Source organism: Streptomyces sp. McG3, assembly GCF_018619185.1.
In the GTDB taxonomy this organism is placed as follows: Bacteria; Actinomycetota; Actinomycetes; order Streptomycetales; family Streptomycetaceae; genus Streptomyces.
Genome location: NZ_JAAXYC010000082.1, coordinates 14,468 through 28,731 on the forward strand (window position 1 = coordinate 14,468; position 14,264 = coordinate 28,731).

Below are 14,264 nucleotides of genomic sequence, written 5' to 3' on the forward strand. Positions count from 1 at the left end.
CCGCGTCCGCGCAGGCGGGGCGGGGCCGAACGGCGTAGCACCGGGCGCGGGCCGGCACCGGGCTTTCCTTTCGTAAGGGCGTGCTCTGCGGCAAGTTCCAGGCGTGGACGTGAGCTCTGAGGCCGGCTCCTTCGCCCAGGGCCTCTCCTGGATCGCGATGGGAGCCGTCCCGGTCATGCTCGCACCGGCCGTCACGGCCACGGTGCTGCTCCGGAACGTGGGGCGCGCCGACGGGGGCGCGGACCGCGAGGGGGAGGCGGAGGAGGCGGGAGAAGCCGCCGAGTCGACGCCCACGGCGGGGGCGGCGTCGTGACCTCGCCTGACCTGACCGCTCGTCATGCGGTCGGCCGTGGGTCGCCCTCCCCGGGGGAGACGGATGGCCGGCCGCGTCGGTGGCCGAGAGCGAGCACCCCAGCCCCGCCAGTTTTTACCGACGCGTAACTTCCCTCGCCACCTTACTCGTGCGTAATTTGGCATGAGCACATAAAGCTTGTGGTCCGGGCCACAGGGCGCACCGCCATCGCACCTCCCTTGAGCCGCAAGGAGACCACACGATGCTGCCCTGGATCCGTGCTGCGCGCGTTCCCCGCACGCGCAGTCTGCTCGCCGCCCTGCTCCTCGCCCTCACCGTTCTCGTCGCCCCCGCGGCGACCGCGACAGCGGCACCCCCCGCCGCCGCGGAGGCCACTTCGCGTGGCTGGAACGACTACTCCTGCAAACCCTCAGCCGCCCATCCCCGCCCCGTCGTCCTGGTCCACGGAACCTTCGGGAACTCGATCGACAACTGGCTGGTCCTCGCCCCCTACCTGGTCAACCGGGGTTACTGCGTCTTCTCCCTCGACTACGGCCAGCTCCCCGGCGTGCCGTTCTTCCACGGCCTCGGACCCATCGACAAGTCCGCCGAACAGCTCGACATGTTCGTCGACAAGGTCCTCGACGCCACCGGAGCCCCGAAGGCCGACCTCGTCGGCCACTCCCAGGGCGGCATGATGCCGAACTACTACCTGAAGTTCCTCGGCGGCGCCGACAAGGTCAACGCCCTAGTCGGCCTCGCCCCGGACAATCACGGCACCACGTTGCTCGGCCTCACCAAGCTGCTGCCGTTCTTCCCCGGCGTCGAGAGGTTCATCGGCGACAACACCCCCGGACTCGCCGACCAGATCGCGGGATCGCCCTTCATCACCAAGCTCACGGCGGGCGGTGACACCGTCCCCGGCGTCCGCTACACCGTCATCGCGACCAAGTACGACCAGGTCGTGACCCCGTACCGGACGCAGTACCTGAACGGGCCGAACGTACGCAACGTGCTGCTCCAGGACCTGTGCCCGCTCGACCTGTCCGAGCACGTGGCGATCGGGACCGTCGACCGCATCGCCTTCCACGAAGTGGCCAACGCCCTCGACCCGGCACGCGCCACCCCGACCACCTGCGCCTCGGTCATCGGCTGACCCATCGAGCGACGACGGGCCGGGGTCCGCCGTCCGCCGGAGCGGATGGCGGACCCCGGCCCGTCACGGCCTGCCGCGCCCGACGTCCCGGAGGGACGCGGCAGGGGTAGGGGAGGAGTAGCCGCCGCGTCAGCGGCCGTGGCGGCCCGCCGCGGTGGCGGCGCGTCGGCGCTGCGAGGCGAACAGCACGGCCGCACCGGCGGCGAGGACTCCCGCGCCCCCGATCGCCAGATACGTGCTGCTGCCGGAACCGCCCGTCTCGGCCAGCACCTCGTCGGAGCCCGCCGCGTTGACCTCCGGGGCGTTGCCCTCGGCCTTCGCCGCCGGGGCGGCGGCGGTGGCCTTCGCCCCGGTGTTCGCGTCGTCGTCCCCGTGGCCGTTGTGCTCGACCGACGACTTCTCGGAACCCTCGGCGATGGCGTTCTCGGACGGCGCGGAGGGGGCCGCGGCCGGGGCCTCGGCACCGGAATCACCGCCGGACCCCTGCTGCCCCTCCTCCTTCTCCGCCCCACCGCCGGCCGAACCACCGCCGAACGTCACGTCGGAGCAGGCGTAGAACGCCTCGGGGGAGTCGGAGCGCTGCCAGACCGTGTAGACCAGCTGCCGGCCCGAGCGCTCGGGGATCGTCCCGTCGAAGACGTACGAGCCGTTCTCCAGCGCCGGGTCGGTGGCCTCGGCGAAGGGCTTCGCCTCCAGGTCCGACCAGGCCAGCGGCTTCGTGGGGTCGTAACCGGGCTTGGTGAGGTACAGCTCGAACGATCCCCGGTGCGGGGCCGTCGCACGGAACCGGAAGGTGTGCTTGCCCGCCGACATAGCGGTGGCCGGCCAGTCGGCGCGCGGGAGGTCCAGGCCCTTGAACTTGTCGTTGGCCGCGCTGCACAGCTTGCCGTCCGGGATCAGCTCACGGTGCTTGCCCGCCGCGTTGGCGATGTTCACCCCGTTCCAGTCGTACAGCGCCTGCGTCCCGCCCGCCGCGACCGCCGCCCGGCACGCCGCCGACCTCGGGCTCTCGGGCCCCTCGGCGAAGCACGCGGACACCCGGCTCACCGGGTCGGTGAGCGAACCGTGCGCGACGGCCGGGGCGGAGGCCAGCCCGGCCAGTGCGAGCGGTGCGAAACCGAGGGCGAGAACACCGGCGGCCTTGCGACGAGCGGTCATGGATGGATCTCCTTCGAGACGGCACAGCTGTGAGGGTGGCGCTCAGCAAGCTAGCCGCTCGAAAGGGCGAAAAGCCCTGATGGGAGGGGGTGGTGACGATCTTTATGGTGGTCTTAAGGAGTGGTTAGGCGTGGGCTCAGGTAGCCCCGGCCCCCGCCGTCTCACCCCTTCCAGCGGTAGCGCCGCTCCGGCCGCCCCGTGCCTCCGTAGCGCAGGGTCACCTCGGCCCGGCCCGTTGCGGTGAAGTGCTCCAGGTAGCGGCGCGCGCTCACCCGGGACAGTGCTCCCACCTCGGCGCACTCCGAAGCGGACAGGCCCTCGGGGTGGTCGCGCAGGGTGCGTTCCACCAGGTCGGCCGTGGGGGCGGCCAGGCCCTTCGGCAGCTCGCGCGAGCCGGGCGGGCGGGTGCCGAAGATCTGGTCGACGTCCTCCTGGCGGGCCTCTCCCAGCCTGTCCAGACGGGTGCGCAGCGAGGCGACGTGGCGCATCTGCTCCTGGAGCGCGGACCGGCTGAACGGCTTGATCAGATAGTGCAGGGCCCCCGCCCGCAGCGCCGCCCGGATCACCCCCGCGTCCCGGGCCGCCGTGATGAACAGGGCGTCCGCGCTGGGGCGCGAGGTGTCCCGCTCCTCCGCCGCACGCAAGGCGCGCAGCACCCCGATCCCGTCCATATCGGGCAGATAGATGTCCAGCAGCACCAGATCGGGGCGCAGCCGCTCGGCCGCCCGCAGGGCGTCGGCACCGTTGTGTGCCACCCCGACGACCGCGAAGCCGTCCATAGCGGACACATAGCGGCTGTGCAGCTTCGCGACCATGAAGTCGTCGTCCACCACCAGCACAGTTGTCACGCCGCCACGCTAGGCGGCGACCGCAATGACCACAACGTCCGTTGATACCGGAAGAGAGACAGCTTCTTAACGCGCAGGCAACATGTGGGCCACTTCACAGTTGAAAGGCGGAACCTGTGCGACTGCGCACTCTCCTCGCCCTCTTCGGGGCCGCGTTGCTGGTGGTGGTGGGGCCACCCCTGCTGTCCACCGGTGACGGTTCCGACACCGGCACCCAGATTCCCGGGCTCCGCTTCATGGTCCCCAACACTCCCGGCGGCGGTTACGACATCACCGCGCGCACCCTGGCCAAGAACGCCGAGGACGCCGGACTCACCCACAACATCGAGGTGTTCAACCTGCCGGGCGCCGGCGGAACGGTCGGCCTGACCCGGCTCGTCGGCGAACACGGCAACGGCAAGCTCGCGCTCTCCATGGGACTCGGCGTCGTCGGAGCCGTCCACACCAACAAGTCCCCGAGCACACTGGCCGACACCACCCCGATCGCCCGGCTCACCGAGGAGCCGGACATCGTCGTCGTCTCCAAGGACTCCCCGTACCGGACCGTCGCCGACCTGCTCGCCGCCTGGAAGAAGGACCCGGCGGCCGTCCCGGTCGGCGGCGGGTCCTCGCCCGGCGGCCCGGACCACCTCGCCCCGATGCTCATGGCGCAGGCGGCCGGCATCGCTCCGAGGACGGTCAACTACGTCCCGTTCGACGGCGGGGGCGAACTCCTCGCCTCCATCCTCGGCAACAAGGTCGGCTTCGGGGTCTCCGGCCTCGGCGAGTACCGCGACCAGATCGAGGCGGGCGAGCTGCGCCTGCTCGCCGTGACCGGTCCGAAGCGGGTGCCCGGCCTCGACGCCCCCACCCTGCGTGAAGCCGGCCTCGACACCGAGTTCACCAACTGGCGCGGCGTCGTCGCCCCGCCCGGCCTCTCGTCGGCCGAACGCGACAAGCTCACCGGCCTGATCCGCGAACTCCACGGCACGAAGCAGTGGCAGGAGTCGATGAAGAAGAACGGCTGGGACGACGCCCTCCTCATCGGCGAACCCTTCGGCGACTTCCTCGACGAGCAGAACCAGCGCGTCGCCACCGTTCTCAAGGAGCTGGGGCTGTGACCACCGGACCCACCGGACCCACCGGACCCATCGAGCCCACCGGAACCGCCGGACCCACCGGAACCCCCGGCTCCGCAGTGCAGCCGGGCGCCGAAGCCGCGCAGGAGGGGAACGCCACCCTCACCTGGCTGCGCGAGCACTCCGAACTCGGCGTCTGCGTCCTGCTGTTCGCGCTCGGCGTGCTCGTCCTCACCGACGCCTTCACCATGAGCGTCGACATCGCCCAACGCGGTCCCGTCGGCCCCCGGACGGTCCCCTTCGTCATCGGCGGCCTGTTCCTCCTCATCTCCGTCCTGCTCGCCGGCGACGTCCTGCGCGGCGGCCGGGGCGAGGCGGAGGGCGGCGAGGACGTCGACCTCGACGAACCGGCCGACTGGCGCACCGTCCTCCTGCTCACCGGGGTCTTCCTCGGCGCCGCCGTCCTGATCGGCCCCCTGGGCTTCCCGATCGCCGGGGCGCTGCTCTTCTGGGGCTCCGCCTACGCGCTCGGCAGCCGGCACCACGGCCGGGACCCGCTCATCGCGGCCGGCATCTCCCTCGCCACCTATTTCGTCTTCGACAACCTGCTCGGTGTCCCCCTTCCGGGCGGCCCGCTGATGGGGGTGCTCTGACCGATGGATTCCCTCAACTCCCTCATCGACGGCTTCGGTACCGCGCTCACCCCGATGAACCTGCTGTGGGCCGCGATCGGCGTCCTGCTCGGCACCGCGATCGGCGTGCTCCCCGGCATCGGCCCGGCGATGGCCGTGGCGCTGCTGCTCCCGGTGACGTACGGACTCGACCCGACCGGCGCGTTCATCATGTTCGCCGGCATCTACTACGGCGCGATGTTCGGCGGCTCCACCACCTCGATCCTCCTCAACACCCCCGGGGAGAGCGCGGCCGTGGTCGCCGCGATCGAGGGCAACCCGATGGCGAAGGGCGGACGCGGCGCCCAGGCACTCGCCGCCGCCGCGATCGGTCACTTCGCGGGCGGCATGATCGGCACGATCCTGCTGGTCGTCCTCGCCCCGACCGTCGCCTCCCTCGCCATCGGCATCGGAGCCCCCGACTACTTCGCCATCATGGTGCTGGCCTTCATCGCCGTCACCTCCGTCCTCGGCGCCTCCCGCATCCGCGGCATCGCCTCGCTCCTCATCGGCCTCACCATCGGACTGGTCGGCCTCGACCAGATGACCGGCCAGCAGCGCCTGACCTTCGGCTCGCTCCAACTGGCCGACGGCGTCGACGTGGTCATCGTCGCGGTCGGACTCTTCGCGATCGGCGAAGCGCTCTGGGTCGCCGCCCACCTGCGCCGCTCCACCGGAAAGCCGATCCCCGTCGGCAGACCGTGGCTCGGCCGCGCCGACCTGAAGCGCACCTGGAAGCCCTGGCTGCGCGGTCCCGTCATCGGCTTCCCCTTCGGGGCGATCCCGGCGGGCGGCGCCGAGATCCCCACCTTCCTCAGCTACGTCACCGAGAAGCGGCTCTCCAAGCACCGTGACCAGTTCGGCAAGGGGGCCATCGAAGGCGTCGCGGGACCGGAGGCCGCCGCCTCCGCCTCCGCCGCCGGAACCCTCGTCTCGATGCTCACGCTCGGACTGCCCACCACCGCCGTCGCCGCCGTGATGCTGGCAGCCTTCCAGCAGTACGGGATCCAGCCCGGCCCCCTGCTGTTCGAACGCGAACCGGAGCTGGTCTGGGGCCTCATCGCCTCGCTCTTCGTCGGCATGGTGCTGCTGCTCGCCCTCAACCTGCCGCTCGCCCCCGTCTGGGCGAAGCTCCTGCGGATCCCGCGCCCCTACCTGTACGCGGGCATCCTCTTCTTCGCCGCGGTCGGCGCGTACGCGGTCGGCGGCGAATCCCTCGACCTGGTGATCCTCCTGATCATCGGGCTGATCGGGTTCGGGATGCGGCGCTACGGACTGCCGGTGCTGCCCGCCGTCATCGGGGTGATCCTCGGCCCGGCCGCCGAACAGCAGCTGCGCCGCGCGCTCCAGATCAGCGACGGGAGCGTGTCCGGCCTGGTCAACACCCCGTTCTCCGTGACGGTCTACGCGATCGTCGTGCTGATCGTGGCCTGGCCGCTGATCAGCGGGCTGATCGTCCGGCTGCGCGGTGGACGGAAATCGGCAGGGGGGTCCCGCACGGCCGGTGGCGGCTGAGAGCATCGGCTCCATGACCACGATCGACTGGGACGCGGCTGCCGGATCCTTCGACGAGGAGCCCGACCACGGGCTCCTCGACCCCGCGGTGCGCGACGCCTGGGCCGGGCGGCTGGAGAGCTGGCTGCCCGGCACCCGCGGCGACGTGCTGGACCTGGGGTGCGGAACCGGCAGCCTCTCCCTGCTCGCCGCGGGCCAGGGCCACCGCGTCACCGCCGTCGACCGCTCGCCCCGCATGGCCGACCGGGCCCGCGCCAAGCTCGCGAGGACCGGCGCGGAGGTCCTCGTCGGGGACGCCGCCCGGCCCCCGGTCGGGGAGCGGGTGTTCGACGTCGTCGTGGCCCGGCACGTCGTCTGGCTGCTGCCCGACCCGGCGGCGGCCCTGGAGCACTGGTTCGGCCTGCTGAAGCCGGGCGGGCGGCTCGTTCTGATCGAAGGGGTGTGGGGTGGTGCCGGACTGTCCGCGACCGCGCTCACCGCCCTGCTCTCCGCGCACACCGAGCGCATCCACCACGAGGACCTGGCCCCCGACTCCCGGCTGTGGGGCAAGGAGGTCGACGACGAGCGCTATGCGCTGGTCGCCCGCGCGATGCCGCCGCACCGGCACACCGAGGTCGTCGACGTCCATCTGATCCTGCGTCGCGGCCCGGACGTCCTGCTGGCCCGCCGCTCCGGCACGGGGTACGCGGACGGACTGCTCCACATGCCCTCCGGCCACGCGGAGGACGGCGAGGACGTCCGCGAGGCGATGATCCGGGAGGCCGCCGAGGAGATCGGCCTCGATCTGGAGCCCGAGGAGCTGAAGGTGGCCCTCGTGATGCAGCACCGGGGCCCCGGTGGCGGGGCGCGCATGGGCTGGTTCTTCGTCGCGGAGCACGACCCGGCCCGCCCGCCGCGCAACGCGGAGCCGGAGAAGTGCTCCGAGCTGGACTGGTTCCCGCTGGCCGCCCTGCCGGACGACATGGTCGCGTACTGCCGTGCGGGCCTGGACGGTTACCGGGCGGGCGAGCACTTCATGCTCCACTGGCACCGGGACGGGGAGCCGATCGGTTACGTTCCCGGCGGCGCCGGCCGCGCCGTCCCGCTGCCCGCCGCCGGGGAGGTCACCGGGCGGGTGCACCACATCGAGCTGTGGGTGGCGGACCTGGCGGAGGCGGAGCGCGGCTGGGGCTGGCTGCTGGGCCGGCTCGGACATGTCCCGTACCAGCGCTGGGCCCACGGCCGCAGCTGGCGGCGCGGTGACACGTACGTCGTGGTGGAGCAGTCGCCCGACCTGGCCGCCGGCGGCCACGACCGCCGCCGCCCCGGCCTCAACCACCTGGCGTTCCACGTCGCGGACCGGGCCGCCCTCGACGCCCTGGTCGCCGAGGCCCCGGCGTACGGCTGGCGGCTGCTGTTCCCCGACCGCCATCCGTACGCGGGCGGCGAGGGGCATCACGCCGCCTACCTGGAGGACCCGGCGGGGTACGAGGTGGAGCTCGTCGCCGACTCCCGGCCCCGCCCCTGAGCCGCCCGGCGGTCCGTACGGGCCCCCGCCCGGCGGTCCGTACGAGGCCGCCGCACGCCATCGCCGCCGGGCCGTTCAGCCGAGCAGGGCGGTCAGCCCCTCCGTCCGGGCCAGGCGTTCCAGTTCGTCCAGGGCTCGGACCGCCGCCCCGGCCGCCGCCGGATCGCGCCCGGCCAGACCGCTCTCCTCGAACTCGTCCTCGTCCAGCCGCAGGACCGAGGCGCCGTCGGCCGAAGCCCACAGGTCCAGGTCCAGGTCCTCGACCGTCAGCACCCCGTCCGCGAGCACGGCGGGCCGGGTGATGTCGCAGTACCAGCCCTTGAGCCGGCCGTCGCCGGTGCGGACCTCCTTCACCGCGAACCACCGGTCCCGCCAGTAGTGCTCGGTGAGGACGTCGCCCGGCTCGAACCGGACGAAGCCGAAGTCCCGTACCCCGGGGGCGGCCCACGGCGCCCGGACGGTGACGCGGACGCCGTCGTCCCGCACCAGCTCCGCCGGATACCTGATCTTGGTGCGGCCCGCCTTGGACAGGGCGACGACGAGGCCCTTCGTACGGCCCGCTCGGTGCTCAGAGGGTGCGGACATGGCGGACCTCCGTCGCGCAGACCGTGTAGCCGAACCACTGGTTGACGGCCAGCATCGGGCCGTTGCCGGTGTCGTTGGAGGTGTAGGCGTCCGTGTATCCGGCCGCCCGGGCCCGGTGCAGCGAGTCGTTCTTCGCGAGCTTCGCCAGGCCCCGCCCCCGGAAGTCCCGCAGGGTGCCGGTCATGGCGCTCAGATACGTCCGCGCGCCGTCGGTGGTGGCCGCGCTGAACGCCGCCACGTCGCCGTCGACCAGCACCACCGAGGTGAGCCCCTGGTCGAAGGCCGGGTGCCGCCAGATGTTCGTCAGCCAGTCCTCGTAGTCGTCCAGCTCGGCGGTGATGTCGCCCGGCTCGTCGGCCGTCACCTCGGCGTCCGCCTCGAACAGCGGCCGGGGATCGTCGGCGAAGTCGGAGCCGGGACGCAGCTCGACGCCGGCCGGGAGCTCCTGGCGCGGCGGCAGGACCCCGCCCGCGAGATCGAGGCGCTGGAAGTGCGCGGAGCGGCTGGGCCGGTAGCCCCGTTTACGGGCGAACTCCAGGCTCTCCGGGTTGTCCAGGACCCACGCGTACAGGACCGTGGCCCCGGCCCGGGCCAGGTGCTCCTCCGCCGTGCGCAGCAGCAGCGAGCCCGCACCGCGGTTCGTCCGGCCGGGAAGCGTCTGGGGTGTGAAGTACCCCTGCCCCGGCTCCGCGCTGTCGTGGGCGATGCCCGCCTGTGCCGTGGCGATGATCTCGCCGTCCTCCTCGGCGACCAGCAGCCGGTAGTGCCGGTCCGGATGGGCGTGGGTCAGATCGTGGACGACCTGTTCGGGGGTGGCCACCATCCAGGGGACCGAGGCCCGGCGGGCACGGGTCCACGCCTCCGCGTCGGACGGCCGGAAATCGCGCACGATCACTGTCATGCGGTGGACCGTATGCCGGGCCGCGGCCCGAACGCCTCCCCTTTTTTCGCCGGTGGGGGAGAATCGGCCCGTGACTGACAAGATCGTCCTCGACCCGGACTCCGGCATCGCGCCGTACGAGCAACTGCGCACCCAGCTCTCCGAACTGGCCCGTTCCGGCGCGCTGCCCGTCGGCCACCGGCTCCCGACCGTACGCGGCTTCGCCGAGGAGCTGGGCCTCGCCGCCAACACCGTCGCCAAGGCCTACCGGGCCCTGGAGGCGGACGGGGTGATCGAGACCAGGGGACGCAACGGAACCTTCGTCGCGGCCGCCGGGGGAGCGGCCGAACAGCGGGCGGCGACCGCCGCGCGGCTGTACGCCGAGACCGCCGAGCGGCTCGGCCTCACCCGGCAGCAGGCCCTGGCGCTGGCCAAGGACGCGGTGCGCGCGGCGTACGGGGACTGACGTACTGCCCGTGACACCCGGGGTCAGAGATACAGCCCCGCGTCCGGCCCCGCGTCCTGCTTCGGCACCGACGCGGGGCCGATGCCCCGGCGCAGCGCGTACAGCTCGGCGAGGGAGTTGCCCTCCCGGCTCACCCCTTCGTCCGTGCCCAGCCAGGCCACCGACTCCTGCCGGGTCAGCGGGCCGACCTCGATCCTGGCCAGACAGCGGCCGGGCCGTACGACCGCCGGGTGCAGCCGCTCCAGGTCCTCATTGGTGGTGACCCCCACCAGCACGTTGCGGCCCTGGCCCAGCAGACCGTCCGTCAGGTTCAGCAGCCGGGACAGGGCCTGGCCCGCCGTGTGCTTGGCCTCGCCTCGGATCAGCTCGTCGCAGTCCTCCAGGAGCAGCAGCCGCCACCGCCCCTTCGCCGTTCCGTCGTCCTCGCCGATCGCGATGTCCATGAGATAGCCGACGTCGTTGAAGAGCCGTTCGGGGTCCAGCACACAGTCGACCTGGCACCACTCGCGCCAGGAACGGGCCAGGGTGCGCAGCGCGGACGTCTTGCCGGTGCCGGGCGGGCCGTGCAGCAGGAGGAGCCGGCCCGCGATGTCGTCCGGCGTCACCTTCATCAGCCGGCCCATCGCCTCGGCCACCGGCGCGGTGTAGTTGGGCCGGACCTCGTCCCAGCTTCCGGCGGTGATCCGGCGGGTGGTGCGGTGCGGGCCGCGGCGCGGGGAGACGTACCAGAATCCCATGGTCACGTTGTCGGGCTGCGGCTCCGGCTCGTCCTGTGCCCCCTCGGTGGCCTGGCCGAGGACCTTCACCGCCAGTTCGTCGCTGGTCGCGGTGACGGTGACGTCCGCGCCCCGGTTCCACCGGGACGCCAGCAGCGTCCAGCCCTCGCCCTCCGCGAGCGTCGCGCTGCGGTCGTCGTCGCGGGCGGCCCGCAGGACCGTGGCGTCCGGCGGCAGCAACGTCGCCCCGGCCCTGACCCGGTCGAGGGAGGAACTGTGCGCGTACGGCTGCTCGCCCGTCACGAAGCGGCCGAGGAAGAGCGCGTCGACGACGTCGGACGGCGAATCGCTGTCGTCGACGGTGAGCCGGATCGGCAGAGCGGATTCGGGGGAGTCAGGCATGGCGCCCATGATCCGGCACCGGTTGCCCCCGTGCACCCGGGTTTCGCAGGCTCGCGCGCCGGGCCGGCGGCGCGCCCGGAAAGCGACGGAACGACAGCGGGGCGTCAAGGAGCGCCCGTTGAACGGCCGGGGGCGGACGGAAGCACGCCACCTCTATTTTTGGCATGAACACTTCCAGTGCGGTGCGAGTGCTGCTACTACGGAGTAGGCAGATACCCCCTGCTCAAGGAGGTCCCATGAAAATGTCCAGACTCGTGGCGTTCTCGTCCTCTCTCCTGCTCGGCGCCGCCCTCGCCCTCACCGGTGCCGGGGTCGCGAACGCCGACTCGTCCGCCGCGGCCGTCGACTACGTCGCCCTCGGCGACTCGTACTCCTCCGGCGTCGGAGCCGGCAGTTACGACGGCTCCAGCTGCAAGCGCAGCAGCCGTGCCTACCCCGCCCTCTGGGCGGCCGCCAACTCCCCCTCCTCGTTCGACTTCGCCGCCTGCTCCGGGGCCCGGACCGGAGACGTCACCGGCAGCCAGCTCGGCCGGCTGAACGCCTCGACCGACCTCGTCTCGATCTCCATCGGCGGCAACGACGCGGGCTTCGCCGACGTCATGACGACCTGTGTCCTGCAGTCCGAGGCCACCTGTCTCAGCCGGATCGCCACCGCCCGCGCCTACGTCGACTCCACCCTCCCCGGCCGGCTCGACTCCGTGTACACCGCCATCCGCTCCAAGGCCCCCTCCGCGCAGGTCGTCGTCCTCGGCTACCCCCGCTTCTACCAGCTCGGCGGCGGCTGCATCGCCGGGCTGAGCGAGAAGGAGCGCTCCGCCATCAACGGGGCGTCCGACCACCTCAACACGGCCACCGCCAAGCGGGCGGCGGACCACGGCTACACCTTCGGCGACGTCAGGACGACCTTCGCCGGGCACGAGATCTGCTCGGGCAACGCCTGGCTGCACAGCGTGAACTGGCTCAATATCGGCGAGTCCTACCACCCCACCGCCGCCGGACAGTCGGGCGGCTATCTTCCGGTCCTCAACTCCGCTCTCTGACCGGAGGCCCGGTGCTCGGAGCGCTCCGCCCCCGTCGTCCCCCGCACGGCCCGCGCGCGGGGGGCGGCCGGGCGGCCCGCTCCGAACCGTGCGAACCGCTCGAACGGTCCGAAGTCGTCCTGGAATCGCGCGCATTCGGTAACGAGGCGTCAACCTCCGTATGTGTGTGCGTAATCCTGTGGCCGGGATACACGGGTGTCACCGCGGGACGATAGGGTTAACCTGCCCGGACCGGGTGCCCTCGTACGGGTGGGGAGTGACATGGAACAGATAACGGTGCGAAGCAGGCCGCGTGTGCCTGCCATCACATGCGGGAGCGGTGCGACCAGTACGCGCCTCGACCGCCATCTCGCGGTGCTCGGCGGCCCCGTCGTCCCGCAGCGCGAGTCGGCGGAAGCGACGCTGCTCATGCGCGAACTGACCTCGCGTGATGCCGCGCACACCCGCCGGAGCAGGAGCGCACGCGTGTCGCTCTTCGCGCCGCTGCGGCGACTGCGGCGCTCGCTCTTCGGCAGCCGCCGCTGACCCACGGCATCGCCCGTCGGGACCGGCCCGCCGCTCGGGACGGTTCAGACGATCACTCCGTCCCGGCGCAGCGCCGATGTCTGCTCGTCCGTCATCCCCAGGGCTCGCAGCAGCACATCGGTGTGCTCACCCAGCGCCGGTACGGCACCCATCCGTGCCTCCTCGCTCCCCGGCAGCGTGATCGGCGGCAGCAGCGCCCGCAACGGCCCCACCGGTGTCCCCACCTCCCGCCACCGGTCCCGCGCCGCGAGCTGCGGATGCGCCGCCACATCGGCCACCGTGTTCAGCCGGGCACAGGCGATGCCCGCCGCATCGAGAGCGGCCAGCGCCTCCCGCCCCGTCAGGCCCGCCAGCGCCCGGCCGACCGCCTCGTCGGTCCGCTCCCGGTTCGCGGTACGCGCCGCGTTCGTCGCGAAGTCCGGGGCGTCGGCCAACTCGGGCCGCCCGAGAACCTGTTCCGCCAGCCGCCGCCACTCCCGGTCGTTCTGCACGGAGAGCAGCACCTGCTCCCCGTCGGCCGTCGCGTAGGCGTCGTACGGGGCGATCACCGAGTGCGCCAGACCGGTGCGCGCCGGGGGAGCGGAGCCGTGCGTCCCCTGGTGCAGCGGGTGGCCCATCCACTCGGCCAGCGCGTCCAGCATGGAGACCTCCACCGGACCGCCCCGCCCGGTGGACGCCCGCCGCAGCAGCGCCGCGAGCACCCCGGAGAACGCGTACATCGCCGCCGCGATGTCCGCCGCCGGAATGCCCGCCTTCACCGGCTGCTCGGCCGTTCCCGTCACCGAGACCAGACCGGCCTCGCACTGCACGAGCATGTCGTAGGCCCGCTTGTGCGCGTACGGTCCCACCGCGCCGTAACCGGAGATGTCGACCGCCACCAGACGCGGGTGCGCGGCGCAGAGCGTGGCGGCGTCCAGCCCGAGCCGGGCCGCCGCCCCCTGGGCCAGGTTCTGGACGAACACATCGGCTCCGGCGACGAGTTCACGGACCACCGCGAGGCCGCGCGGGTCCTTCAGATCGACGGCGAGGGACTCCTTGCCGCGGTTGCACCAGACGAAGTGCGAGGCGAGACCGCGCGCCGCCGTGTCGTAGCCGCGCGCGAAGTCGCCGCCGTCCGGGCGCTCCACCTTGATGACCCTGGCGCCGAGGTCGGCGAGCTGTCGGGTGGCGAAGGGGGCGGCGACCGCCTGCTCGACGGCCACCACGGTGATGCCGTCGAGGGGGAGTGGCAAGGTGTTCATGCCCCGTGCTTACCCCCTGACCGGCGCTTCCGCCAGCTCCGGCCGCCCTGTGGACCTCCCTGGCCGGCGCTTCCGCCAGCTCCGGCCGCCCTGTGGACCTCCCTGGCCGGCGCTTCCGCCAGCTCCGGCCGCCCTGTGGGCCTCCCCGGCCCGCCGCTCCGGCAGCTCCGGCCGCCCCGCGGCCCCCGGCCCCGCCGCTACAGC

At 72.6% G+C, this 14,264-nt stretch carries 15 protein-coding genes; 9 read left to right on the top strand and 6 right to left on the bottom strand.

The window, feature by feature from the left end; genetic code table 11:
• Positions 1 to 103 precede the first annotated feature (103 nt).
• Both HET64_RS15950 and HET64_RS15955 read left to right on the top strand, forming a co-directional pair.
• Entirely contained in the window at positions 104 to 313 is a 210-nt protein-coding gene (locus HET64_RS15950; RefSeq protein WP_251145383.1) for a hypothetical protein, read from the top strand.
• 241 nt (positions 314 to 554) lie between these two features.
• Positions 555 to 1,448 carry a triacylglycerol lipase gene (locus tag HET64_RS15955; RefSeq protein WP_215106096.1) on the top strand — a complete coding sequence of 298 codons (894 nt, stop codon included), beginning with the start codon at positions 555 to 557 and terminating at the stop codon, positions 1,446 to 1,448.
• Positions 1,449 to 1,577: 129 nt separating this feature from the next.
• Here HET64_RS15955 and HET64_RS15960 read toward each other — a convergent pair whose 3' ends face one another.
• Both HET64_RS15960 and HET64_RS15965 read right to left on the bottom strand, forming a co-directional pair.
• Entirely contained in the window at positions 1,578 to 2,606 is a 1,029-nt protein-coding gene (locus tag HET64_RS15960) for a lytic polysaccharide monooxygenase (RefSeq protein WP_215106098.1), read from the bottom strand.
• A gap of 161 nt (positions 2,607 to 2,767) precedes the next feature.
• Positions 2,768 to 3,454: a response regulator gene (locus HET64_RS15965; RefSeq protein WP_308370094.1), complete on the bottom strand. Its 687-nt coding sequence runs from the start codon at positions 3,452 to 3,454 to the stop codon at positions 2,768 to 2,770.
• Positions 3,455 to 3,570: 116 nt separating this feature from the next.
• Between HET64_RS15965 and HET64_RS15970 the strand changes: the two genes are divergently transcribed.
• The 4 genes from HET64_RS15970 to HET64_RS15985 are packed head-to-tail and all read left to right on the top strand — an operon-like array spanning position 3,571 to position 8,205.
• Positions 3,571 to 4,554, top strand: coding sequence for a tripartite tricarboxylate transporter substrate binding protein (locus HET64_RS15970; protein WP_215106100.1), 984 nt, complete (start codon positions 3,571 to 3,573; stop codon positions 4,552 to 4,554).
• Positions 4,551 to 5,165, top strand: coding sequence for a tripartite tricarboxylate transporter TctB family protein (locus HET64_RS15975; protein ID WP_215106102.1), 615 nt, complete (start codon positions 4,551 to 4,553; stop codon positions 5,163 to 5,165). The genes HET64_RS15970 and HET64_RS15975 overlap by 4 nt, the downstream gene beginning before the upstream one ends.
• Positions 5,166 to 5,168: 3 nt before the next feature.
• Entirely contained in the window at positions 5,169 to 6,698 is a 1,530-nt protein-coding gene (locus HET64_RS15980; RefSeq protein WP_215106104.1) for a tripartite tricarboxylate transporter permease, read from the top strand.
• Positions 6,699 to 6,711: 13 nt separating this feature from the next.
• Entirely contained in the window at positions 6,712 to 8,205 is a 1,494-nt protein-coding gene (locus HET64_RS15985; protein WP_215106106.1) for a trifunctional class I SAM-dependent methyltransferase/NUDIX hydrolase/VOC family protein, read from the top strand.
• A 75-nt stretch (positions 8,206 to 8,280) separates the two neighbouring features.
• Here HET64_RS15985 and HET64_RS15990 read toward each other — a convergent pair whose 3' ends face one another.
• On the bottom strand, positions 8,281 to 8,790 hold the full coding sequence (locus HET64_RS15990; protein ID WP_215106108.1) for a DUF402 domain-containing protein: 510 nt from the start codon (positions 8,788 to 8,790) through the stop codon (positions 8,281 to 8,283).
• Positions 8,774 to 9,691 (bottom strand): GNAT family N-acetyltransferase, encoded by a 918-nt coding sequence (locus tag HET64_RS15995; protein ID WP_215106110.1) that lies wholly within the window; start codon positions 9,689 to 9,691, stop codon positions 8,774 to 8,776. Before HET64_RS15995 ends, HET64_RS15990 begins: the two co-directional genes overlap by 17 nt.
• 70 nt (positions 9,692 to 9,761) lie before the next feature.
• On the opposite strand from HET64_RS15995, the gene HET64_RS16000 reads away from it, so the two are divergent.
• A complete protein-coding gene (locus HET64_RS16000) occupies positions 9,762 to 10,136 on the top strand; it encodes a GntR family transcriptional regulator (RefSeq protein ID WP_215106112.1) in 375 nt (124 codons plus the stop codon).
• A gap of 23 nt (positions 10,137 to 10,159) precedes the next feature.
• Here HET64_RS16000 and HET64_RS16005 read toward each other — a convergent pair whose 3' ends face one another.
• The gene (locus HET64_RS16005) at positions 10,160 to 11,254 is read right to left on the bottom strand and encodes a DUF5925 domain-containing protein (protein ID WP_215106114.1); all 1,095 of its coding nucleotides are present in this window, start codon (positions 11,252 to 11,254) and stop codon (positions 10,160 to 10,162) included.
• A 236-nt stretch (positions 11,255 to 11,490) separates the two neighbouring features.
• Between HET64_RS16005 and HET64_RS16010 the strand changes: the two genes are divergently transcribed.
• Together HET64_RS16010 and HET64_RS16015 are read left to right on the top strand one after the other, a co-directional pair.
• Positions 11,491 to 12,294, top strand: a complete 804-nt coding sequence (locus HET64_RS16010; protein WP_215106116.1) for an SGNH/GDSL hydrolase family protein — start codon at positions 11,491 to 11,493, stop codon at positions 12,292 to 12,294.
• A 261-nt stretch (positions 12,295 to 12,555) separates the two neighbouring features.
• Positions 12,556 to 12,819: a hypothetical protein gene (locus HET64_RS16015; RefSeq protein WP_003970092.1), complete on the top strand. Its 264-nt coding sequence runs from the start codon at positions 12,556 to 12,558 to the stop codon at positions 12,817 to 12,819.
• A 44-nt stretch (positions 12,820 to 12,863) separates the two neighbouring features.
• On the opposite strand, the gene HET64_RS16020 is transcribed toward HET64_RS16015, so the two are convergent.
• The gene (locus tag HET64_RS16020) at positions 12,864 to 14,060 is read right to left on the bottom strand and encodes a CaiB/BaiF CoA-transferase family protein (RefSeq protein ID WP_215106118.1); all 1,197 of its coding nucleotides are present in this window, start codon (positions 14,058 to 14,060) and stop codon (positions 12,864 to 12,866) included.
• Positions 14,061 to 14,264: the final 204 nt, after the last annotated feature.

Bases quoted from the DNA above. Each gene is read 5' to 3' on its own strand.
- HET64_RS15955 (WP_215106096.1), top strand. From the start codon at position 555: ATGCTGCCCTGGATCCGTGCTGCGCGCGTTCCCCGCACGCGCAGTCTG.
- HET64_RS15960 (WP_215106098.1), bottom strand. From the start codon at position 2,606: ATGACCGCTCGTCGCAAGGCCGCCGGTGTTCTCGCCCTCGGTTTCGCA.
- HET64_RS15980 (WP_215106104.1), top strand. From the start codon at position 5,169: ATGGATTCCCTCAACTCCCTCATCGACGGCTTCGGTACCGCGCTCACC.
- HET64_RS15985 (WP_215106106.1), top strand. From the start codon at position 6,712: ATGACCACGATCGACTGGGACGCGGCTGCCGGATCCTTCGACGAGGAG.
- HET64_RS15990 (WP_215106108.1), bottom strand. From the start codon at position 8,790: ATGTCCGCACCCTCTGAGCACCGAGCGGGCCGTACGAAGGGCCTCGTC.
- HET64_RS15995 (WP_215106110.1), bottom strand. From the start codon at position 9,691: ATGACAGTGATCGTGCGCGATTTCCGGCCGTCCGACGCGGAGGCGTGG.
- HET64_RS16005 (WP_215106114.1), bottom strand. From the start codon at position 11,254: ATGCCTGACTCCCCCGAATCCGCTCTGCCGATCCGGCTCACCGTCGAC.
- HET64_RS16010 (WP_215106116.1), top strand. From the start codon at position 11,491: ATGAAAATGTCCAGACTCGTGGCGTTCTCGTCCTCTCTCCTGCTCGGC.
- HET64_RS16015 (WP_003970092.1), top strand. From the start codon at position 12,556: ATGGAACAGATAACGGTGCGAAGCAGGCCGCGTGTGCCTGCCATCACA.
- HET64_RS16020 (WP_215106118.1), bottom strand. From the start codon at position 14,060: ATGAACACCTTGCCACTCCCCCTCGACGGCATCACCGTGGTGGCCGTC.